The following is a 21,521-nucleotide window of genomic DNA, read 5'->3' as shown; positions in this document are numbered from 1 at the left end:
TCGAGCGCCGTCAACGCCCTGTCGGCGTACTACCAGGACGCCCTCGACCCGGACGACCCGGAGCAGGTCGAGCTGTCGACGATCCGCCTCATGGCGAAGCTCCCGACCATCGCGGCCTACGCCTACAAGAAGTCCGTCGGCCAGCCGTTCCTGTACCCGGACAACTCGCTGTCGCTGGTCGAGAACTTCCTGCGTATGACGTTCGGGTTCCCGGCCGAGCCGTACGAGATCGATCCCGAGATCGCGCAGGCTCTCGACATGCTGCTGATCCTGCACGCCGACCACGAGCAGAACTGCTCCACGTCGACGGTGCGTCTGGTCGGTTCGTCCGACGCCAACCTGTTCACCTCGATCTCCGGTGGCATCAACGCGCTGTGGGGCCCGCTGCACGGCGGCGCCAACCAGGCCGTGCTCGAGATGCTCGACAAGATCAAGGCCTCCGGCGGCGACGTCAACGAGTTCGTCCGCAAGGTCAAGAACAAGGAAGACGGCGTGAAGCTCATGGGCTTCGGTCACCGCGTCTACCGCAACTACGATCCGCGTGCCGCGATCGTGAAGAAGACCGCCGACTCGATCCTCTCCAAGCTGGGCGCGGGCGACGAACTGCTCGAGATCGCCATGAAGCTCGAGGAAGCCGCGCTCACCGACGAGTACTTCATCGAGCGCAAGCTGTACCCGAACGTCGACTTCTACACCGGTCTCATCTACCGGGCGATGGGCTTCCCGGACCGCATGTTCACCGTGCTGTTCGCGCTCGGCCGCCTGCCCGGCTGGATCGCGCACTGGCGTGAGATGCACTCGGATCCGACCCTGAAGATCGGCCGCCCGCGCCAGATCTACACCGGCTACACCGAGCGCGCCTACACCGCCCTCGACGCGCGCTGACGCGCGTCCGAACGCAACCTCGACGAGGAGAACACGCATGAGCAAGCCGGAGATCGAGTTCCAGGACGGTCCCGCACCCACCGAGCTGGTCATCAAGGACCTCACGGTCGGTGACGGTGCCGAGGCCACCCCCGGCGCGAAGGTCGAGGTTCACTACGTCGGTGTCGAGTTCGACACCGGCGAGGAGTTCGATTCGTCGTGGAACCGCGGTGAGTCCATCACCTTCCCGCTGGCCGGCCTGATCGCCGGGTGGCAGGAAGGCATCCCGGGCATGAAGGTCGGCGGCCGTCGTCAGCTGACGATCCCGCCGGAGCTCGCCTACGGCCCGGCCGGATCCGGCCACCGGCTCTCGGGCAAGACGCTGGTGTTCGTCATCGACCTGCTCGATGTGAAGGTGCCGCCGGCGGTGCCGGTCGTCGAACCGGCCACCGGTCCGGCCCCGACCGAACTGGTCGTCGAGGACATCACCGTCGGTGACGGTGCCGAGGCGCAGCCCGGCGCGGTCGTGGACGTGCACTACCACGGCGTCGAGTACGACACGAACGACGTGTTCGACTCGTCGTTCAGCCGCGGCGAGTCCGTGAAGTTCCCGCTCGGGCGTCTGATCCCGGGCTGGCAGGAAGGCATCCCCGGCATGAAGGTCGGTGGCCGCCGCAAGCTCACGGTCCCGCCGGAGCTCGCGTACGGTCCCGCCGGTTCCGGGCATCCGCTCGGCGGCAAGACGCTGGTGTTCATCATCGATCTGCTGGGCACCAACTAGATCGATCCACGACGACGCCCCGCATCGCTCGCGATGCGGGGCGTCGTGCTTTCTCACCGATCCCGGTCCCGTTCCCGGACGAGGGTGGCCGTGGCGACGTCGCCGCTCCGGTAGGTGTTGCCGTTGGTGGTGAAGCGCCACAGTCCGTCGTCGCACCGCAGCCCGTCGAGCCGGGTCCCCGGAGACTTCTCGTCGATGCGGATGATGTTCCCGTGCTCGTCGACGAGCGCGACGTCGCAGCGACCGTCCTCGCTCCGGTGCATCGAGTCGGCGCCGGCGGTGCCCGCGAACCCGAGCAGCAACGGCGCGGTCATCATCATGGCGGCAATCAGCTTGCGGCTCTTCGACATTCGGTCCTCCGTGGACGATCGGGTGGTCTGATGCGTCCATCGTGCTCGCGGCCGGCGCCGCGGCGAACCCACCCGAGGTGTGGACCCGGCTCACCCCTGCGGGTTCGCGATCCTCACCGTCAGCCGCGCTCCGCCGAGCGGTGAGTCCTCGAGACGTGCCGTCCCGCCGTGCAGCGCCGCCTGCTGCGCGACCAGTGTGAGCCCGAGCCCGGAACCGGTGCGGGATGCGCCCGTGCCGCGCCGGAACCGTTCGAACACGACCTCCCGCTCCTCGGCGGGCACACCGGTGCCGTCGTCGTCGACGGTGAGCACCGTGTCGGGGCCGTCCGGGGTGACCGTCAGCCGGACGTGGCGGGCGCCGCCGTGCCGGACCGCGTTGGCGATCGCATTGTCGACGACGAGCCGGAGGCCCCCGGGCAGTGCCGGCACGAGACGACCGGGTTCCCCGTCGACCTCCACCGTCAGGCCCGGATACCGGCCGCGCGCCTCGGCGGCGGCCGCATCGCAGATCTCCACCGGATCGGTGTCGACGAAATCGTCGGTGCTCGACAGGTCGCCGCGGGCGAGACGTTCGAGATCGTCGAGGGTCGACTCCACCCGGCCCTGGGTGCGGACGAGGTCGCCGAGGATCTCGGTACGGTCGGCGGCGGCGAGGTCGTGGGTCGAGAGCACCTCGAGGTCGGTGCGCATCGCCGTCAGCGGTGTCCGCAGTTCGTGGGCCGCGGCGGCCGCGAAGTCCCGCGCGGTTGCGAGCGCCGCGTCGGTGGCGGCCTGGGCATATGCCACGTCGGCGAGCATCGCCCCGGCGGCGGCCGCGAGTTCGTCGGCCTCGCGGACACCGGATCTGCGGGGCGCGAGATCCGGATCCCGGAAGGCGATCCGGCCCGTGAGATCCACCAGCGGCCGCACCGCGCGGCCCCCGAACACCCAGCCGAGACCGGTGGCGACCGCGATCGCGCACAGCCCGGCGACGGCCAGCTGCCGGTGCTGCGCGGTCGTGACGTCCTGTGCCTCCGCGTACGGAACGGCGACCGACAGGCGGCCGCGCGTCGCCTCGACCGGTGCGGTGACGGCGCGGTAGGGAACATCGCCGACCGTGACGGTGTGGGCCCCGAGGTCGAGTTCGGGGAGCTGCGTCGGGGTGCTGCTGCGGACGTGGCCGTCCTTTTCGGCGCGGATCGTCACCGCGAACGCGCCGGCGTCGCCGAGCGCGGGCAGGAACAATCCGGCGGTCCCGGCGTTGGCGACGAGAACCTGCGCGGCGGTGTCGAGGCGGCGATCGAGCTGGGCGAGGTTGTTGCGGTCGATCTCGATCGCGACGAGCACGCCGAGCACGCCGACGACCACGGTCGTGCCCAGCGCCGTTGCTGCCGCAACCCGCGCTCGAAGTGAAAAACGGTGTGGCATCACGGTTCTCGCATCACGAATCCGACTCCGCGCACGGTGTGCACGAGTCGGGGTGCGCCGCCGGCCTCGAGCTTGCGGCGCAGGTATCCGACGAACACGTCCACGACGTTCGTGTCGGAGTCGAAGTCGTAGCCCCACACCAGCGACAGCAGCCGCTCGCGGGTCAGCACGATCCCGGCGTTGCGTGCCAGCACCTCGAGCAGCTCGAACTCGCGTTTGGTCAGTTCGACCGGCACCCCGGCGAGGTGCACGCGACGACCGGCAGGGTCGAGTTCGAGGTCGCCGACCCGCACGGTCGCCGAGGGTGCGCCACCCCGCCCGCGTCGCAGCATCGCCTTGATCCGCGCAACCAGTTCGGCGAGCACGAACGGTTTGGTGAGGTAGTCGTCGGCGCCGGCTTCGAGACCGGCGATGCGGTCGTCGACGGCACTGCGGGCGCTGAGCACGCAGATCGGGATGTCGTCACCCGCCTCGCGCAGCGCGGTCACCACGCCGGTGCCGTCGAGGACCGGCATGTTCATGTCCAGGACCATCGCGTCGGGCCGCTGCTGCTCGACGACCGCGAGCGCGTCGCGACCGTCCGTGGCGGTCAGGACCGCGAAACCGGACAGGCGCAGTCCGCGGCGCAGCGACGCGAGCACGTCCTCGTCGTCGTCGACGACCAGGACGGTGGCGTGGGCGCTCATGTGGGCATTGTGCCCTGTGCGTTCGCACCCGGGGCGGCGCCGAGCATCGACAGCACCAGCGCGACGTAGTTGCCGGCGAGCGCGTCGATGTCCATGCGGCCGGGCTGGTACCAGCGGGAGACGTCGATGCCGAGCGAGAGGATCGCCAGCGCCGCGGTGGGGACGTCGCCGACGGTGAACGCACCCGAGTCGACGCCGCGCTGGATCTCCCCGCGGATCACCGCGTCGGTCGCCCGCCGGATCTCGGCGATCTCCCGGTAGTGCTCGTCGGTGAGGGCGTGCAGTTCGTACTGGGCGACGCGGCACATCGTGTGGTGTTCGGCGTGGATGCGCACGAACCGGTCGACGATCGCGCGGATCCGCTCGACGGGTGTCTCCGCGCCGGCGGCGGCCGCGGTGATCGAGTCGAGGACGAACCGGTGCCCGATGCGGCTCGCCTCGAACAGCACCTCCTCCTTGGAGGGGAAGTGCACGTAGAGCGCGGCGGGGCTCAGTCCTGCGCCGACCGAGATGTCGCGGGTGGTCGTGGCGTGGTAGCCGCGCCGGGCGAACGAGTCCACGGCCGACAGCACGAGGCGCCGCGCGACGTCGGACTTGACGCCGGTCAGGGCGGCGGGGTCGCCGGGTCCGGCGGTGGTGGCGGTGCTGTCGGTCATGGTTGTCCGTCCTGGTCGATCGGGGTGCTCGTTGACATCATGCACCGTCACCGGTTTACTAAGTGAGCGCTTAGTCGTCCTGAAAGGATAGCCATGCCCGCTCCCGTCCTGTCCCGGCGTGACCTCGACTTCCTGCTGTACGACTGGCTCGACGTCGTGTCGCTGACCGGCCGCCCCTACTTCGCCGAGCACTCCCGCGAGACGTTCGACGGCATCCTCGACCTCAGCGCCGACCTCGCCACCAAGCATTTCGCCACGCACAACAAGAAGGCCGACGCCGAGGAACCGCGCATCGGCGAGGACGGGCGCGTCGAGATGATCCCCGAGGTCAAGGAGGCGCTCGACCAGTTCTCCAAGGCCGGGCTGCTCTCCGCGAGCTTCGACGAGTCGCTCGGTGGCATGCAGCTGCCGGTGACCGTGCTGCGCGCGGCGATGGCGTGGTTCCAGGCCGCGAACGCCGGGACCTCCGCGTACCCCTTCCTCACCGTCGGCAACGCCAACGTCATCGCCACCCACGGCACCGAGGAGCAGGTCGCGACGTACGTTCCGTCGCTGCTCGAGGGCCGGTTCTTCGGCACCATGTGCCTGTCCGAGCCGCAGGCCGGCTCGTCGCTCGCCGACATCACCACCAAGGCGATCCCCCAGGACGACGGCACCTACCGCCTGACCGGCACCAAGATGTGGATCTCCGGCGGCGACCACGAGCTGACCGAGAACATCGTGCACCTGGTGCTCGCGAAGATCCCCGGCGGACCGGCCGGCGTCAAGGGCATCTCGCTGTTCATCGTCCCGAAGTTCCTCGTGAACGCCGACGGCACGCTCGGCGAACGCAACGACGTCGCCCTCGTGGGCCTGAACCACAAGATGGGCAACCGCGGCACCACCAACACGCTGCTGAACTTCGGCGACGGCTCCTTCACCCCGGGCGGGCGCGAGGGGGCGGTCGGGTACCTGCTCGGCGAGGCCAACAAGGGCCTGTCGTACATGTTCCTGCTGATGAACGAGGCGCGCATCGGCGTCGGATTCCTCGCGACCGCCCTCGGCTACACCGGGTACCTGCAGTCGCTCGAGTACGCGCGCACCCGCACGCAGGGCCGTCCGCTCGCCGAGAAGGACCCGGCCTCCGCGCAGGTGCCGCTCATCGAGCATGCCGATGTCCGCCGCATGCTGCTCGCGCAGAAGGCGTACGTCGAAGGTGCCCTCGCGCTCGGGCTGTACTGCTCCAAGCTCGTCGACGAGGAGCGCAGCGCCGCGGACGCCGAGGCCCGCGACCGCGCCGGCCTGCTGCTCGACGTGCTCACCCCGATCGCCAAGTCGTGGCCGTCGCAGTGGTGCCTCGAGGCGAACAGTCTCGCGATCCAGGTACACGGCGGCTACGGCTACACCCGCGAGTTCGACGTCGAGCAGTTCTACCGCGACAACCGACTCAACCAGATCCACGAGGGCACCCACGGCATCCAGGGCCTGGACCTGCTCGGCCGCAAGGTGATCATGAAGGGCGGTGCCGGTCTGGCGCTGCTGGGCGAGACCATCGCCGCGACCGTCGCGAAGGCGCGGGCCGCCGGTGGCGCAGCCGCCGAGTACGCGCAAGAGCTCGAGGCGGCCGTCGTGCGTGTCGGTACCACCACGGCGAAGCTGTGGGCGGGCCGCGATCCCGAACTGGCGCTGGCGAACTCGTCGGTCTACCTGGAAGCGGTCGGACACGTCGTGGTCGCGTGGATCTGGCTCGAACAGCTCCTCGCCGTCGGCGACCGCGAGGGCGCCTTCTTCGACGGCAAGCGCGCTGCCGCCCGGTACTTCTACCGCTTCGAGATGCCGAAGACCGGCCCGCAGTTCGATCTGCTCGACAGCCTGGACCGCACCACGCTCGACGTCTCGCCCGAGGTGTTCTGAGCAATCACCATGTCACGGTGAGCGATTCGCCGACCGGGAGCGCATGCCACCGGTCGGCGTAGTCGTCGAGTCGTCCGACGATCTGCTCGACGACGGGTGGAATCTCGTTGCGGGTGACGTACGCGGGCAAGGTTTTCGCGAACCCGCGTCGCACCTCCCACACCGGAACGGCGATTCCCGCCAGTTCCTCCGATCGGGTCATGTCCTTCTTCGCCCGATCGGAGCGCTTGGCGCCCTTGGACTTCCGGTGACGGGCGGCTTTCGCCCGCTCGGCGGGATCGGCCGGCCAGAACAGACCGTTGTCGCCCGCCGCGAGCTGCCCGAACACCCCGAGTTCGATCCCGGCCACCTGTTCGACGAGCAGGTGCACCAGATCGTGCGGCAGATAGGGATGACCGCCGGGACCGTTGCGCGGAGCCAGCGACGCACCGGTTCCGCGGTGCACGGCGATGTCGTAGCTCGTACCGGGACCCTTGGTGAACACAACCTGCATGTTCGTACGGTAGATGCCGCGTGCACCCGCACGCACCCGAATTACCGACGGTCAGGCGGAGGCGCGGTCCACCAGCAACGTCAGGGCGTGACGCACCGTCTTCTCCAGCACCTTCTCCGGATCGCCCTCGAAGTACCGCTCCTCGTAACGGGTGCCGCCCGGTCCGGTCGTCGCGAAACACACTGTCCCCGGCGGACGTCCGTCCTGCGGGTCGGGTCCACCGGCTCCGGTGACGGCGACGACGAGATCGGCGTCCAGCAGCCGCGCCGTATGCTCGGCCATCGCCCGCGCCGCCGCCTCGCACACCACGGGACCCTCGGGTACCTTCAGCAGACCGTGCTTGACGGACCGTGAATACGCGACGATGCCGCCGCGGAACCATTCCGAGCTGCCCTGCCCGGCGCCGAGCCGCGAGGCTATCGCCCCGGACGTCAGCGACTCCGCGCACGCCACCGTGTACCCGTGGGCGTCCATGAGGTCGGCGAGCCGCTCGACCAGCTCCTCGGACTGCCGCGTGCCGTCCGCCACGTCACTCATTCGAGTCCCCTTCCCGGTGATCGGACCGGACCCACCGGCCCAGCAGTGTTCCGTCGTCGTCGGCCAGCAGGTGCTCGCGTCGCATCGACGTCGGCGCCGACACCGGGGCGGTCGCGATGCGACCCGCCGAACCGGCCGCCAGCATCGGCGCGAGCGTCAGGCACAGCTCGTCGACCACCCCGTCCGCGATCAACGTGCCGAACAATCTCGGTCCCCCTTCGCACAGCACCCGGCGCCAGCCGGCGTCGGCGAGCGCCGAGACGAGCGTGACGCCGTCGATCTCGTGATCGGCGACGACCCGCACGTCTGCACCGGCGTCGACCAACGCGCGACGTTTCGCATCGGATACCCGGGTACTGGTGAACACAACCGGCGGCACGAACGTGTCGGTGAACAGCCGCATCTGCGGATCGAGATCGCCCGACGCGGTGACCACCACGACCGGCGCGATCTCGGGCAGACCCGCCGCCGCGCGACGTTCGCGCAGCGCCGGACTCGTGCGCGCACCCCCGTAGTTCTCACCCCGGGCCGTGCCCGCCCCGACGACGATCACCTCGGCGAGCTCACGCAACATCCCGAAGACCTTCTTGTCGGCCGGGGTCCCGAGCCCGCCGGATCGGCCGTCCACCGCGACGGCACCGTCGAGCGACGACACGAAGTTGACGCGGATCCACGGCCCGTCCAATTGCGGGGAATAGGCGTACAGCGCGCGCAGGCCGGCGTCGTCGAGTGTTCGGGTGGGATCGATCGGGTCGTCGAGGCGGCGCATCCTCCGATCAGATCACGGGTATCCGCGGTGCCGCCAGCTATCCGCTGGTCCGATCGTCGGGAAGGATGGCTGGGGACCGAGCGGATACGAATTCCACAGGCGGCGCATCCATCCACAGATCGCCGCCGATCACCGGTTCGCGGACGAAGAGGCGGGCCGTCGTGCGGCACGCCGGCCGACATGGCAGAACCGCTGTTCCGACGCGATGCTCTCGCGGCCGGCCGTACCGATGCCGAACTGCGGCGGGCGGTGCGACGCGGCGACCTCGCACGGCTCACGCCCGGTGTCTATCTCGACAGCGAGGGACTACGGCATCTCGACGACGTCGGTCGGCACACGATCCATGCGCGGGCCGAGGGGCGAAACTCGGATCTTCGGCGGCACTCAGCCACATCTCCGCCGCCGTCCTGCACGGGTTCGACGTGTTGCGTACCGACCTGGGGCGGGTACACGTCACCAACGGGCGCGACGCAGGAGGGTATCGGTCGGCGACGCGCTACGGGCACGCCGGGAGGCTCGACGGGGACGTCGTCGAACTGGACGACATGCGCGTCACGTCTCCGGCTCGTACCGTCGTCGACCTCGCCCGGACGGTGAGTGAGGACGAAGCCGTCGTGATCGGGGACAGCGCCCTGCGCCACGACCCGGGGCTGTGTTTCGACGATCTGCTCGACGCGCCGCGAACCGGGATTGCCGCAGCCCGGCGCATCGTCGGCTTCCTCGACGGACGCAGCGAGAGCCCCGGCGAATCCCTCAGCCGGCTGCGGTTGCGCGACAGTGGCATACCCGACCCTGACCTGCAGCGGACCATCCGCACTCCCGGCGGCGTGTTCGTGGCGCGTTTCGAGAGGGCACTCCGCCGTATCCGCTCGGCACCCAGTCAGACGCTGTGACGATCGTCGGGAAGGATGGCTGGGGACCGAGCGGATGTCGGGAGAGCCGTCGTCACGCGTCGTGGCCGGCGTCGATGTCGCGTACGTCCCGGAACGTCACGAGGTCGGTGAGGTCGCTGCGGAGTTCACCTTCGTCGGGGGCGAGCAGGAAGCCGACGTGGTCGCCGAGTTCGAACCGGCCGAGGATCTCGCCGGTGAACCATGCCGCGGCGTCCTCCAGGATGGGCAGGCCGTGCGGACCCTCGCTCCAGCGGCAGCGTGCGAACTTGTCCACCTCGTCGCCGGTCTCCCCGCCGAACAGCGCGGCCAGCGGCAGGTTCCGCTGGTCGAGGACGTGCACGGCGAGATGATCGGCCGCGGTGGCCACCCGAAACGTGCGGTTCTTGTCGGACAGGCCCACGAGGAACCGCGGCGGGTCGATCCCCGCTTGGGTGGCGAAACCGACCAGGCACCCGCTGCGTTCGTTCGCCGCGCGCGTGGTCACCACGAACATCGGATAGTCGAGGCGGTCCACGATCGCGGAGAACCCGTCGCTCGAGCCGCTGATGGCATCGGACATCGCCGCATCGTACGTCGGATGGACGCCGGGCGCGCGCGTTTGGTCGGCCGCCGAGCGCGGGTACTCATGGCGCCATGACGGTCGACGAAGGCTCGGGACGCACCGGTGGGACGGTCGCGCCCGACGATCCCCGCAAACCGGACTCACCGACGGATCTGACGAAACCGTCGTGGAAGTACGTGGTCCGCAGGACAGTTCGCGAATTCGGCCGCGACCAGTGCACGGACCTCGCCGCCGCGCTCACCTACTACGCGGTGCTGTCGCTGTTTCCCGCACTGCTCGTGGTGGTGTCGCTGCTCGGCGTGGTCGGGCAGGGACGATCCACGGTCGACGGAATGATGCAGATGGTCGAGGATCTCGGTCCCGCCTCGGCGGTGGACACCCTGCGTGGACCGGTCGAGCAGCTCGTGAACGCCCCGTCCGCCGGGCTCGCGCTGATCATCGGTGTGCTCGCCGCGCTGTGGACCGCGTCGGGCTACGTCGGTGCGTTCGGCCGGGCGATGAACCGCATCTACGAGATCGACGAGGGCCGGCCGGTGTGGAAACTGCGGCCTCTGATGCTGCTCGTCACGGCGCTGGCACTGATCGCCGCCGGCGCGACCGCCGCGATGCTCGTGATCAGCGGCCCGGTCGCGCGTGCCCTCGGCGATGCCGTCGGGCTCGGCGACACCGCGGTCACCGTGTGGAACATCGCCAAATGGCCGGTGATGCTCGTGCTCGTCGTGGTGATCGTGGCGGTGCTCTACTACGTGACACCCAATGTGGCACAACCGAAGTTCCGGTGGCTCAGCCTCGGATCGGTCATCGCGATCGGCACCTGGATCGCCGCCTCGGTGATCTTTGCGTTCTACGTCTCCAACTTCGGCAGTTACGACCGCACGTACGGTTCGCTCGCCGGCGCCGTGATCTTCCTGCTCTGGCTGTGGATCACGAACCTGGCGTTGCTGTTCGGCGCCGAATTCGATGCCGAACTCGAGCGCGGCCGTCAGCTGCAGGCCGGCATCGCGGCGGAGGAGTCGCTGCAGCTACCCGAGCGCGACACCCGGGTGAGCGAGAAGAACGACGCGAAGCTGCAGGAACTCGTCGACTACGGACGACGGCTGCGCACCGGCGCCGGCCACGACACGGAAGAACCCCACCGCTGAGCAGCGCTCGGCGGCTAGAGCAGAAGACGAAGGGACCCCGCCGCCGAGCTGCCGCTCCAGCGCCTCGAGCACCGCCGGGTCCTCGATGGTCGAGGGAACCGTGTACTGCTCGTGATCGGCGATCTGCCGCATGGTCTTCCGCAGGATCTTGCCGGATCGGGTCTTCGGCAGCGCCTGCACCACCGTCACGTCGCGGAAGGTTGCGACGGCACCGATCTGTTCGCGGACCATCGTGACCAGTTCCTGCCGGAGCTTCTCCGGATCGATATCGACGCCGGCCTTGAGGACGACGTAGCCGCTGGGCCGCTGGCCCTTGAGCTCGTCGCGGATGCCGATGACCGCGCACTCGGCGACGGCGGGGTGCGACGCCACGACCGCTTCCATGCTTCCCGTCGAAAGACGGTGTCCGGCAACGTTGATGACGTCGTCGGAGCGGCCGAGGACGAACACGTAGCCGTCCTCGTCGATGTACCCGGAGTCGCCGGTGAGGTAGTAGCCGGGGAACGTGTCGAGGTAGGAGCGGCGGTAGCGATCCTCGTCGCGCCACAGACCGGTGAGGGTGCCGGGCGGCAACGGCAGCGCGATGACGATGTTGCCCTCGGTGCCGGCCTCGACGCGCTTGCCTTCGCCGTCGACGATTTCGACGCGGTAGCCGGGGACCGGGACGGTGGGGGAGCCGGCCTTGAGCGGCATCGGTTCGAGGCCGCGCAGATTCGCCGCGATCGCCCAGCCGGTCTCGGTCTGCCACCAGTGGTCGACGACGGGACGGTCGAGGACGGCGGTCGCCCATTCGTAGGTGTCCGGGTCGAGACGCTCGCCGGCCGCGAACAGCGTCTGCAGCGACGAGATGTCGTACTTCTTCAGTTCCTCGGCGTTCGGATCGGCCTTGCGGACGGCGCGGATCGCGGTGGGTGCGGTGAACAGCGCACGGACACCGTATTCGGAGATGATCCGCCAGAACGCGCCCGCGTCGGGGGTGCCCACCGGCTTGCCCTCGTACATCACGGTCGTCGCGCCGACGAGCAGCGGCCCGTACACGATGTAGGAGTGGCCGACGACCCAGCCGACGTCGGAGGCCGTCCACCACACGTCACCGGGGGAGATGTCGTAGATGTTGCGCATCGACCAGGTCAGCGCGACCGCGTGACCGCCGTTGTCGCGGACCACACCCTTCGGCTTCCCGGTGGTCCCCGAGGTGTACAGGATGTACAGCGGGTCGGTGGCCGCGACCGGGACCGGATCGGCCGGGCCGGCGTCGGCGACCAGCTCGTCCCAGTCGAACCACGCCGCCGACGAGGTCTTGTAGTCCGCGGCCGAGCCCGGGATGGACTCGCGGTCCTTGACGATCACGGTGTGCGGCGGGGTCTGCGACAGGCCGATCGCCTGTTCGACCATGGGGAGATATTCGACGGTGCGGCCCGGCTCGAGACCGCCGGACGCGGTCACCAGGAGCGCCGGCTGCGCGTCGTCGATGCGGGTGGCCAGTTCCTTCGCGGCGAACCCGCCGAACACCACCGAGTGCACGGCGCCGATGCGGGCGCACGCGAGCATCGCGATGGCTGCCTCCGGGATCATCGGCATGTAGACGATGACACGGTCCCCAGCGACGATGCCCTGGTCACGCAGCACGCCGGCGAACACGGCAACCTCGTCGAGCAGCTCGGAATAGGTGTAGGTGCGCTTGGCCGGGACCATCGCCGAGTCCCAGATCAGCGCGGTGCGGTCGCCGTGGCCGGCCTGCACGTGCCGGTCCAGTGCGTTGACGCTGGTGTTGAGCGTGCCGTCCGGGAACCAGCGGAAGGAGGGCGCCTCGGAACCGTCGAGAGCCCGGGTCGGTGCGTTCACCCAGTCCACTCCGCGCGCGGCGTCGAGCCAGAAGGTCTCCGGGTCCTCCACACTCTGCCGGAACGCCTCCGCGTACGAGCTCATCGATTCGTGTCCTTCCTCCACACAGCACTGTGACGCCGAACACCTTATGCGACCGGACGGTGCCCCGGGTGCCACCCCGCGGTTCGGTGCGGATGCCGTGCGACGGACGGTCCGAATCGGTCGACGAGCGGGTGGCGAACAGTAACGTGGATTACATGCCGCTGCTCGCCGAAGACCTGCTGCTGTTGCTGCTGGACGACGAATCGGGCAAACCGATCGTGGACGGTACCCGGTTGCCGCGGGTGCTGGCCGGGGCGGTGCTGCTCGAACTCGCGCTCGCCGGGACCGTCACGCCCGACATCGACGGCAGCGTCGTCCGGAAGGGCCGGCTCGTGGTGCGCCCGGACCCGGCGCCGGACGATCCGGTGCTCGCCGACGCCACCCGCAGGCTCGCCGACGCGAAACCGATGAAACCGGCGTCGGCGATCGAGAAGCTCACCAAGGGTCTGCAGGACACGCTGATCGATCGAATCGTCGACCGGGGCTGGCTGCGGGAAGAGCGCGGTCGGATCCTCGGACTGTTCACGACGCGCCGGTGGCCCGCGGTGGACGAGAGTCACGAGCGGCACGTGCGCGCCGAACTGCGGGCCGCGCTGGTCGACGGTCTCACTCCGGCGCCACGGACCGCGGCCCTTGTCTCGATGCTCTCGGCCGTCTCTGCGGCCTCGAAGGTGTTCCCGGACGCGGACAAGCGTGCCGTGAACAAGCGCGCGAAGGAGATCGCAGAAGGGGAATGGGCGGGAGCCGCGGTCCGTCAGGCGGTCGAGGCGGTCAACACCGCGATGATCGCGGCCGTCACCGCGGGTGCCGTCGCGGGCTCCAGCGGGTGAGCAGGAATCTCGTCGCGCCGGGTCACCGGGGTCGGACGAGGGGCTGATCCCTCGCAGCTCGCCCGGTCGCCGCCTATCGTTGTCCCATGGACCCGCCCGTGACGCGGTACATCCAGCGCGACGGTCACGCACTGGCGTACCAGCTCGTGGGCGGAGGACCACACCTGGTGGCCTGGTTCTTCGAGGACATGATGCACCCGGACCTGATGTGGACCGATCCGCATCTGCACTACAACTTCGAACGCTGCGCCAGCTTCGCGCGGTCGCTGTTCTTCCAGCGGCGCGGCTTCGGGCTGTCCGATCCGGTCGACCACGTTCCGACCCTCGAGGAGCAGGCCGACGACGTCCTCGCGGTCCTCGACGACGCCGGTGTCGCGCGGGTGACACTGGTCGGAGCCTCCAGTACCTGCGGGGCGGTCGCCCTGCTCGCCGCCCGCTGTCCCGACCGGGTCGCCGGGCTGGTCCTCGCCGAGCCTTGGTCCGAGGCTCTGCTGTCCGAGGACGGCGAGCCGCCGCCCGGATGGACCCGCGCCCAACGGGACCGGTTCGTCGATTCCTTCCGGGGCGCGTACGCACGCTGGGGGCACGGCGAACTGACCTCCCTGGCGCACCCCACCCTCGATGTTCCGCACAACCGCCGCATCATGGCCATGCTCGAACGCTGTTCTGCCACACCGGCAACCGCGCAGCAGCATCTCGAGTGGGCGATGCGGGTGAGCTACGTGCAGGTGCTGCCCTCGATCCAGTGCCGCACCGAGGTGCTGCACCAGCCGGAGAGCCTGTTCGCCCGGGACGCCGTCCGCCGGGTCGCCGAACTCGTGCCGAACGGCCGTTTCCACGACCTGCCGCCGATCCCGGCCGGTGCGACCCTCGGCGAGGCGTTGATCCCGGTGCTCGACCACGTCGAGGAACTCGCCACCGGCACGGTCCGCCCGGTCGACGCGGACCGCTTTCTCGTGACCATCCTGTTCACCGACGTCGTGCGCTCGACCGAGGTGCTCGCGCAGCTGGGGGACAACCGTTTCGCGGAACTCCTGGCCGCACACGACCGGATGGTGCGCGGCGAGGTCGGGGCGGGCGGCGGCAGCCTGGTCGGCATCGCCGGTGACGGCACCCTGAGCGTGTTCGACGGACCGGCGGCCGCGCTGCACTGCGCGCATCGAATAGACAGTGCGGCAAGGACACTCGGACTCGCGGTCCGGGCCGGTGTGCACGCCGGTCCGGTCACCCGTGCGGGTCCGGAACTGACCGGGATGACGGTGCACCTCGGGGCCCGCATCGCCGCATCCGCCGGCCCGGGGCAGGTGCGGTGCTCACAAACGGTGCGCGATCTCGCGGCCGGTGCCGACATCGACTTCACCGACCTCGGCAGGCACCGGCTCAAAGGCGTCCCCGGTCAGGTACGGCTGTTCGCCGCGACGAACGGGGCCCGGCCGACGCAGTCGGCGGCACCGCCGCGCCCGACCATGTCCGATCGGGCGGTCCTGACCGTGGCGCGCAAGGCCCCCGGCGTGCTCCGGGAACTCGCGCGCCTCGCGGGCCGACGCGGCCGGCTGCCCTGAGGTCGGGAACGCCGGGGCCTGCGGTGACCTTCCCCGGCCGGCACGCTCCCGGGTCGGATCTTCAGTCGGGCAACCCCAGCCGGCGGTAGCGTTCGAGGCGCCGCGCGTACCTCGTATCGGCGGGTTCGCTCGCCAGATCGCCCAGTTCGACGGCCACGGCCGCGCCGACCCGCTTCACGAACTCCGTGGGTTCTTCTGTAGCATCCGGGAATTCGGGAATCACACCGTCGACTATGCCGTGGCGCAACAGATCTCGTGAGCGAACTCCTTGCGCGGCGGCCATCTGCGGCGCGTGCGTCGTGTCGCGGTGCACGATCGCGCTCGCACCCTCCGGCGGCAGCGGCGCCAGCCAGCCGTTCTGCGCACACAGCACGCGGTCGGCGGGCAGCAGCGCCAGGGCGCCCCCGCCGGTGCCCTGACCGAGCAGCACAGACACCGTCGGGGTCGGCAGAGTCACCAGATCGGCTATGCACCGGGCGATCTCCGGTGCGAGTCCCTTCTCCTCGGCCTCACGCGACAGCGAAGCCCCGAGGGTGTCGATGACCAGCACCAGCGGCAGCCGCAATTCGTCGGCGAGCCGCATCGCGCGACGCGCCTCGCGCAGCGCACCCGGCCCCATCGTCAGCGCGGCGGACTGGCCGCTGCGGTCCTGACCGAACAGCACGCACGACACGCCCCGGAACCGGGCGAGCGAGAGCAGCACCGTCTTGTCGGCCTCGCCCTGACCGGTGCCGGACAGCGGTACCTGCGCCGACGCGGCGTGCCGCAGCAACTGCCGGATCCCGGGTCGTTCGGGACGGCGGGACAGGATCACCGACTGCCACGCGGGCACATCCGGCACCTCGTCGATGTCCGTGACGGCCGCCTCGGCGCCCTCGTCCGGGCTGCTCGGCTCGACCAGCACCCGCAGCGTGCGGTGCACGAGCCGTCGCACGGCCTCGAGCGGTGCCACCCCGTCGATCACGCCGTTGGCGGACAGGTTCTCGGCGGTCTGCACGCCCGGCGGGAATTCCTCGTGGTACAGCGCCTTGTAGACGCGCGGTCCGAGGAAGCCGACGAGCGCACCGGGTTCGGCGGCGGTGATGTGGCCGAGCGAACCCCACGACGCGAACACCCCGCCGGTGGTCGGATTGCGCAGGTACACCAGGTATCCGAGGTGCGCGGCCTTGTGCGCGGCGACCGCGGCGGCGATCTTCACCATCTGCACGAACGCGAGCGTGCCCTCCTGCATGCGGGTGCCGCCGGAGGTGGGGGACGCGAGCAGCGGCACCCCTTCGGCGGTGGCGCGTTCGATCGCCGACACGATGCGCTCGGACGCGGCCACCCCGATCGACCCGGCCAGGAACGCGAACTCGCACGCGATGATCGCGATGGGACGGCCGTGCACCGTGCCGATACCGGTGATCACCGATTCGTCGACGCCGGAACGCTCGGCCGCACGAGCGAGTTCGGCGCGGTACGTCTCGTCGGCGCCGACGTCGACGGGTGTCGTGTCCCAGGAGACGAAACTGCCCTCGTCGAGGACGCTGTCGATGAACTCCCGTGCGGAGATTTTGCTGCCGGCCACGTCGCCTCCACCTGTCGTTCCTGGTGTCAAGCTATACCGGAGTGGTCGCCCGGTACTCGGCCCGACCCACCGGATGCCGACGCGTCCTGTGGTGGCCGCACCCCGTGCCCGTACTGTGGGTGCAGTAACCCGAGTCGTGCCGCGTAGACCCGTCGCAACACAGCTCACCGAGGCGTACGGGTCGCGACACAGAAATGGACGCAGTCGAGTGCACGACACTGCCGGTCGAGGGATCCAAGCCTTCATCTCCGAGGTCATCCAGCGTGGAGGCCGCGCCGAGCGGCTCGACCACCTGCCGCGCACCCCGGTCGAGGTCCTGGGTGCGGACGGAAACAGCCGCATCGTCCGCGTCCGGACCAGGATCGACGGGGACTGGCAGGCCAGACGGCAGGATGCCCTGCCCGACACCGACGACACCGGCTCGCAGTTCTGGGTGTTCGTCGACCTGGGAAGCGACCCGGCGGGCTACTTCGTGTTGCCTTCCGACGAGGTCGCGGCGGGCATCGCCGCCGAGGTGGACCTCTGGATGGCGGATGTCCCCGGCCGGACACACACAGGCAGTCACGCCATCCCCCTCAGCAGCGTCGTCCACGGCAAGGACTGCTGGGACCTGCTCGGCTTGGCAGCAGCCAAGGACACCACTCTGTACACCGACGACGACGCGGCCGAGGCCGAGGCCGAGCGGTGCGCCCGCAACCGTGCGAAGAAGGCAAGTGCCGGTGCGGTGCGCAAGTCGGTCGAACCCGAGGTCGTCGAGGACCTGCGGCTGCGGGTGATCGCCGACCGGGGCGGTTACCGCGTCAAGGGCCGGTTCGACCCGGCTACCGGCACCCTCGAGATCACGGCCGGTCCGATGGAGGGCCGACGATTTCCGGACCCGACGACCGCCGCCCGCGCGGTCGCAAGCTTCATCAGCGGCGACACCGTAACCTGCGACGGCGGCACATTCTGGCGGCTCGATCAGCCGGAATCGACGCCGCTACAGCGCTACCTCGACTGACGGACGTTCGCGTCGCGCGGTCACACGATCGGTTCGAGGCCGAGGAGAAGGACACCGCCGAGTGCGATCGCCGAGACCCAGACGGTGGAGACGGTCGCGAGGACGAACGGGCGCCAGCCGACCCCGCGGAGGACGGAGACCTTCACCCCGGTGCCGAGCGCGAACATCGCGGTGGTGAGCAGGGCGGTCTGGGCGAGTCGTGCGAGGTCGAGCGCCGGGTCGGGCAGCAGTCCGGTCGCCCGCAACGCCACGAACCCGACGAATCCGAGCAGGAAGAGCGGAACCAGCGGTGGCCGCCCGGCGGGGCCGTCCGTGGTGCTGCGACGGCGGGAGGCGACACCGATCCACGCGACCACGGGTGCGAGGAGCGCGACACGGGCGAGTTTGACGGTGACGGCGACCGCGAGGGCGCTCGCCCCGGCCGTTCCGAGACGGCCGGCATCGATCGCGCCGCCGGTCGCCACGACCTGCGCCACCTCGTGGACGGCAGCGCCCGCCCAGATGCCGGCCCGAGTCGTGTCGAGCCCCAGCAGCGACGCGGCGAACGGGAGTCCGGGGATCATGGCGGTCCCGAACACGACCACCAGCGCCACGGCCGTGACGACATGCTGTTTTCGGGCTGCGGTCACCCCTTCGACGGCCGCGACCGCGGCGGCGCCGCAGATGGAGAAGCCGCACGCGATGAGCAGGCGTTCGCCCCACTCCATGCCGAGAAGCCGTCCCACGGCCATTGTGCCGGCGATCCCACCCACCACCACGGCGGCGGCGAGGGCGAGCACGCCCCAGCCGAGGCCGAGAACATCGGAGAGCAGCAGTTGCAGGCCCAGAAGTGCCACTCCGATGCGCAGCAGCCGTTTCGAGGCGACCGCGATACCGGGCGCCGTGAAGGACGGTAGCGCAAAGAAATTGGTGATCGTCGCTCCGAGGACGATCGCGATCAGCAGCGGGCTGATGCCGGACAGTCGGGCGATGCCGAGTGCCGCGGCGGCACCCACGGCGCAGAATGCGAGACCCGGCAACGGAGTTCGCAGACGCGTCCGGATCGGAGGCGTGGTAGCGACGGTGGGGGAGAGAACCATTCTCCCACCGTGGCCCGAGGACGCCGAAACCGATAGACGTCATTCCGGCATCAGGGCATATCGATTCGATATGTCACTCGGGTTCGGTGGACCTGCCCCCTATGGTCTCGGATCGCCATTGGCTCGGGCTGCGGCCGAACTGCTTTCGGAACCAGCGGGAGAAGTTCGCGGGGGAGGAGAACCCGAGAAGTTCGGAGACCTCGGTGAGCGAGTACCGGGTGTTGCCCACCATGTGCGAGGCCAGTTCGGCGCGGGTGGAATCGAGCACCGACGAGAACGTATGACCCTCTTCGGCGAGTTTGCGGTGCACGGTTCGGCGATCGACGCCCAGGCTCCGGGCGACCTGCTCGGCCGAGCACCGTCCGGTGGGCAGCAGGAGTTCGATCAGCTCGCGGACCCTGCTCAGGGTGGTGACGTCCTCGCGCGCGTCGACTCCTTCGAGAATCTTCCGGGTGTAGGGGCGCAGCAGCGGATCCGACATGGCGTTCGGTGCGTCGAGATCCTTGGTGTACAAGGATATTCCGTCGAATCTCTCGGCGAAGAGCACCTCGGTTCCGAACATCCGGCGATAGGGAGCCGGATCGTGGGGTGCGGGACGGGTGAAGGACACCGAGAGCGGCCGCCAGGTCCGGCCCAGGAATCCCTTCAGTAGCTGGTGCAGCACCCCGACGGCCAGGTCGATCGATTGGGGGAAGTCGCCGGGCACGCCCACGTCGAGTTCGACGCGCAGGGTCGTGATCCCGCCGTTCTCGCTGATGTGGGTCCTCAGGGCCTCGTTGTACATGTGCTGGTAGCGCACGAGCATCTTCACGGCGCTGCGGACATCGGGTTCCTCGCGGACGACCAGGCTCAACGGGCCGAGATTGGAGAAGCGGCGCAGTCCGGCGAGCGCGATGCCGAAGTCCTGCCGGCCGGACGCCGTCGCCGAGTTCTCGAGCAGGGTTGCGATGGCCGACGCCGGCACCCAGCGGTCCTGGAGACCGAGACCGGCGGGATCGAGGCCGACGTCGCGGATCATGCCGGCGGGTTCGAGTCCGGCCGAGTGGGCGAGCTCGACGTAGTTGTTGAGCGATGCATAGCGGGCGAGTGGCTTCATGTCGTCACCGATGTCCCGAAATGAACAGGGTCATGTCCCATAGGGATAAGCATAGGGGTCGGGAGCCCACTAGTGTTAGTCACATCACAGAGATCGGCTCCACGAACACCGGAGCCGGACACGCACAGCGTCGGTGAATTCCGCGATCCCGCAACGGGATCGAACGCACCCCGAAACCGGGCCCCACCTGTCGCAGCCCGTCTGCGACCCGGTGCGGCCGTGAAGGAGATACCGTGGCGAAAGCCGTTCGCTTCTACGAAACCGGTGGCCCCGAGGTCCTCACCTGGGAGGCCGTCGAGGTCGGAGACCCAGGACCGGGCGAGGTCCGCATCCGTCACGAGGCCGTCGGCATGAACTTCGCCGACACCTACTTCCGCACCGGCCTGTACCCCGCGCCGCTGCCGGCAGGCATGGGCGTCGAGGCCGCCGGAGTGGTCGAGGCGGTCGGCGCCGGCGTCGAGGACTTCGCACCCGGCGACCGCGTCACCTACACCGGCAGCCCTCTCGGCGCCTACAGCACCGAGCGCGTGATGCCCGCCGAGCATCTCATCCATCTGCCCGACGCGATCCCGTTCGAGACCGCCGCGGCGATGACGATGCGCGGACTGACCACCTCCTACCTGCTGCGCCGGATCCGGCCGCTCTCGGCGGGCGACACGGTTCTGCTCCACGCCGCCGCCGGCGGTGTCGGCCTGATCTTCACCCAGTGGGCGAAGCTGTTGGGAATCAAGGTCATCGGGACCGTGTCCACGGAGGAGAAGGCCGAGATCGCCCGGGCGCACGGATGCGACGAGGTGATCCTCTACACCCGTGAGGACGTCGCCACCCGCGTCCGCGAACTCACCGACGGCAAGGGTGTCCCGGTGGTGTTCGACAGCATCGGCGCCACCACCTACGAGACGTCGCTGAACTCGCTCGCCCGCCGGGGTCTGCTGGTCTGCTTCGGCACCGCCTCGGGGCCGATCCCCCCGATCGACGCCATGCAGCTCGCGATCAAGGGCTCGCTGTACGTGACCCGCCCCGCGCTGGCGGACTACATCGCAGACCCGGCCGAGCGAGCCGAACTCGCCGGCGAGCTCTTCTCGCACGTCGCGGCGGGCGACATCATCATCGAGATCAATCAGCGGTACGGGCTCGACGACGCCGTCCGCGCGCACCGCGACATCGAATCCGGCCGCAGCATCGGCTCTTCGGTCTTCACCCTCTGATCTGCACCACCTCGAAGGACACTCCCATGACCACAACGCTCCCTCCGGCCGGCGACACCCGCACCGCATTCCGGGTCGAGCGGCTCACCGCGACGATCGGCGCCGAACTGTCCGGCGTGTACCTCGGTGACGTCGCCCGCGACGAGACGCTGTTCGCCCAGCTCCGCGCGCTGCTCCTCGAGCACAAGGTGCTTTTCTTCCGGGACCAGGACATCAC

The 21,521-nt window shown here is 69.7% G+C and carries 20 protein-coding genes and 4 pseudogenes; 12 read left to right on the top strand and 12 right to left on the bottom strand.

Features of this window, described 5'->3' with window-relative positions:
• The 3 genes and pseudogenes from I0Q12_RS04720 to I0Q12_RS31980 form a co-directional block, all read left to right on the top strand.
• Positions 1-885, top strand: a pseudogene (locus I0Q12_RS04720) (citrate synthase); the annotation flags it as partial.
• Positions 886-922: 37 nt separating this feature from the next.
• Positions 923-1,270, top strand: a pseudogene (locus tag I0Q12_RS31985) (FKBP-type peptidyl-prolyl cis-trans isomerase); the annotation flags it as partial.
• 21 nt (positions 1,271-1,291) lie between these two features.
• Positions 1,292-1,645 carry an FKBP-type peptidyl-prolyl cis-trans isomerase gene (locus I0Q12_RS31980; RefSeq protein WP_248675404.1) on the top strand — a complete coding sequence of 118 codons (354 nt, stop codon included), beginning with the start codon at positions 1,292-1,294 and terminating at the stop codon, positions 1,643-1,645.
• Positions 1,646-1,698: 53 nt separating this feature from the next.
• On the opposite strand, the gene I0Q12_RS04710 is transcribed toward I0Q12_RS31980, so the two are convergent.
• From I0Q12_RS04710 to I0Q12_RS04695, 4 genes are all read right to left on the bottom strand, one after another.
• Positions 1,699-1,995 (bottom strand): hypothetical protein, encoded by a 297-nt coding sequence (locus I0Q12_RS04710; protein ID WP_197250847.1) that lies wholly within the window; start codon positions 1,993-1,995, stop codon positions 1,699-1,701.
• Between the two features lie 90 nt (positions 1,996-2,085).
• A complete protein-coding gene (locus I0Q12_RS04705) occupies positions 2,086-3,402 on the bottom strand; it encodes a sensor histidine kinase KdpD (protein WP_197250845.1) in 1,317 nt (438 codons plus the stop codon).
• Positions 3,402-4,088: a response regulator transcription factor gene (locus tag I0Q12_RS04700; protein ID WP_197250844.1), complete on the bottom strand. Its 687-nt coding sequence runs from the start codon at positions 4,086-4,088 to the stop codon at positions 3,402-3,404. The genes I0Q12_RS04705 and I0Q12_RS04700 overlap by 1 nt, the downstream gene beginning before the upstream one ends.
• Positions 4,085-4,744: a TetR/AcrR family transcriptional regulator gene (locus I0Q12_RS04695; RefSeq protein WP_197250842.1), complete on the bottom strand. Its 660-nt coding sequence runs from the start codon at positions 4,742-4,744 to the stop codon at positions 4,085-4,087. The genes I0Q12_RS04700 and I0Q12_RS04695 overlap by 4 nt, the downstream gene beginning before the upstream one ends.
• A 93-nt stretch (positions 4,745-4,837) precedes the next feature.
• Between I0Q12_RS04695 and I0Q12_RS04690 the strand changes: the two genes are divergently transcribed.
• Positions 4,838-6,637, top strand: a complete 1,800-nt coding sequence (locus tag I0Q12_RS04690) for an acyl-CoA dehydrogenase (RefSeq protein WP_197250841.1) — start codon at positions 4,838-4,840, stop codon at positions 6,635-6,637.
• 4 nt (positions 6,638-6,641) lie between these two features.
• On the opposite strand, the gene I0Q12_RS04685 is transcribed toward I0Q12_RS04690, so the two are convergent.
• Genes I0Q12_RS04685 through I0Q12_RS04675 form a run of 3 tightly spaced genes read right to left on the bottom strand, consistent with a single transcriptional unit; the run spans position 6,642 to position 8,436 of the window.
• Positions 6,642-7,130, bottom strand: coding sequence for a hypothetical protein (locus I0Q12_RS04685; protein WP_197250839.1), 489 nt, complete (start codon positions 7,128-7,130; stop codon positions 6,642-6,644).
• A gap of 51 nt (positions 7,131-7,181) precedes the next feature.
• Positions 7,182-7,667, bottom strand: a complete 486-nt coding sequence (locus tag I0Q12_RS04680) for a CinA family protein (protein WP_197250838.1) — start codon at positions 7,665-7,667, stop codon at positions 7,182-7,184.
• Positions 7,660-8,436 carry a pyrimidine reductase family protein gene (locus I0Q12_RS04675; protein ID WP_197250837.1) on the bottom strand — a complete coding sequence of 259 codons (777 nt, stop codon included), beginning with the start codon at positions 8,434-8,436 and terminating at the stop codon, positions 7,660-7,662. Before I0Q12_RS04675 ends, I0Q12_RS04680 begins: the two co-directional genes overlap by 8 nt.
• Before the next feature lie 180 nt (positions 8,437-8,616).
• Here I0Q12_RS04675 and I0Q12_RS31975 point away from each other — a divergent pair.
• Positions 8,617-8,685 (top strand): annotated as a pseudogene (locus I0Q12_RS31975) (hypothetical protein); the annotation flags it as partial.
• A gap of 173 nt (positions 8,686-8,858) precedes the next feature.
• Entirely contained in the window at positions 8,859-9,329 is a 471-nt protein-coding gene (locus tag I0Q12_RS04670; RefSeq protein ID WP_231610011.1) for a hypothetical protein, read from the top strand.
• A 52-nt stretch (positions 9,330-9,381) separates the two neighbouring features.
• Here the strand turns inward: I0Q12_RS04670 and I0Q12_RS04665 are convergent, their stop codons facing one another.
• On the bottom strand, positions 9,382-9,888 hold the full coding sequence (locus I0Q12_RS04665; protein ID WP_197250836.1) for a flavin reductase family protein: 507 nt from the start codon (positions 9,886-9,888) through the stop codon (positions 9,382-9,384).
• A 74-nt stretch (positions 9,889-9,962) separates the two neighbouring features.
• Here I0Q12_RS04665 and I0Q12_RS04660 point away from each other — a divergent pair, with 74 nt between their 5' ends.
• Positions 9,963-11,033, top strand: coding sequence for a YihY/virulence factor BrkB family protein (locus I0Q12_RS04660; protein WP_197250835.1), 1,071 nt, complete (start codon positions 9,963-9,965; stop codon positions 11,031-11,033).
• A gap of 39 nt (positions 11,034-11,072) precedes the next feature.
• Here the strand turns inward: I0Q12_RS04660 and I0Q12_RS04655 are convergent.
• Positions 11,073-12,983 (bottom strand): annotated as a pseudogene (locus I0Q12_RS04655) (propionyl-CoA synthetase); the annotation flags it as partial.
• Between the two features lie 134 nt (positions 12,984-13,117).
• Here I0Q12_RS04655 and I0Q12_RS04650 point away from each other — a divergent pair.
• The gene (locus tag I0Q12_RS04650) at positions 13,118-13,792 is read left to right on the top strand and encodes a GPP34 family phosphoprotein (RefSeq protein WP_197250852.1); all 675 of its coding nucleotides are present in this window, start codon (positions 13,118-13,120) and stop codon (positions 13,790-13,792) included.
• Between the two features lie 86 nt (positions 13,793-13,878).
• Entirely contained in the window at positions 13,879-15,354 is a 1,476-nt protein-coding gene (locus I0Q12_RS04645) for an adenylate/guanylate cyclase domain-containing protein (protein WP_197250834.1), read from the top strand.
• A 61-nt stretch (positions 15,355-15,415) separates the two neighbouring features.
• Here the strand turns inward: I0Q12_RS04645 and I0Q12_RS04640 are convergent, their stop codons facing one another.
• Complete coding sequence (locus I0Q12_RS04640; RefSeq protein ID WP_197250833.1) at positions 15,416-16,921, bottom strand: carboxyl transferase domain-containing protein; 1,506 nt, start codon at positions 16,919-16,921, stop codon at positions 15,416-15,418.
• Between the two features lie 208 nt (positions 16,922-17,129).
• On the opposite strand from I0Q12_RS04640, the gene I0Q12_RS04635 reads away from it, so the two are divergent.
• The gene (locus I0Q12_RS04635) at positions 17,130-17,921 is read left to right on the top strand and encodes a hypothetical protein (protein ID WP_197250832.1); all 792 of its coding nucleotides are present in this window, start codon (positions 17,130-17,132) and stop codon (positions 17,919-17,921) included.
• A 20-nt stretch (positions 17,922-17,941) separates the two neighbouring features.
• Here the strand turns inward: I0Q12_RS04635 and I0Q12_RS04630 are convergent, their stop codons facing one another.
• Positions 17,942-19,000, bottom strand: a complete 1,059-nt coding sequence (locus tag I0Q12_RS04630; protein WP_197250831.1) for a YeiH family protein — start codon at positions 18,998-19,000, stop codon at positions 17,942-17,944.
• A gap of 73 nt (positions 19,001-19,073) precedes the next feature.
• The gene (locus tag I0Q12_RS04625) at positions 19,074-20,096 is read right to left on the bottom strand and encodes an AraC family transcriptional regulator (RefSeq protein ID WP_197250830.1); all 1,023 of its coding nucleotides are present in this window, start codon (positions 20,094-20,096) and stop codon (positions 19,074-19,076) included.
• A 233-nt stretch (positions 20,097-20,329) separates the two neighbouring features.
• On the opposite strand from I0Q12_RS04625, the gene I0Q12_RS04620 reads away from it, so the two are divergent.
• Both I0Q12_RS04620 and I0Q12_RS31970 read left to right on the top strand, forming a co-directional pair.
• Positions 20,330-21,304 carry a quinone oxidoreductase gene (locus I0Q12_RS04620; protein ID WP_197250829.1) on the top strand — a complete coding sequence of 325 codons (975 nt, stop codon included), beginning with the start codon at positions 20,330-20,332 and terminating at the stop codon, positions 21,302-21,304.
• A 26-nt stretch (positions 21,305-21,330) separates the two neighbouring features.
• Positions 21,331-21,521, top strand: a 191-nt coding sequence (locus tag I0Q12_RS31970) for a TauD/TfdA family dioxygenase (RefSeq protein WP_231610008.1), incomplete at its 3' end; no start/stop codon positions are given.

It is taken from the genome of Rhodococcus sp. CX (assembly GCF_015865005.1).
In the GTDB taxonomy this organism is placed as follows: domain Bacteria; phylum Actinomycetota; class Actinomycetes; order Mycobacteriales; family Mycobacteriaceae; genus Rhodococcus.
Note: the sequence above shows the minus strand (reverse complement) of the source record. Positions and strands in the feature narration are given on the sequence as shown.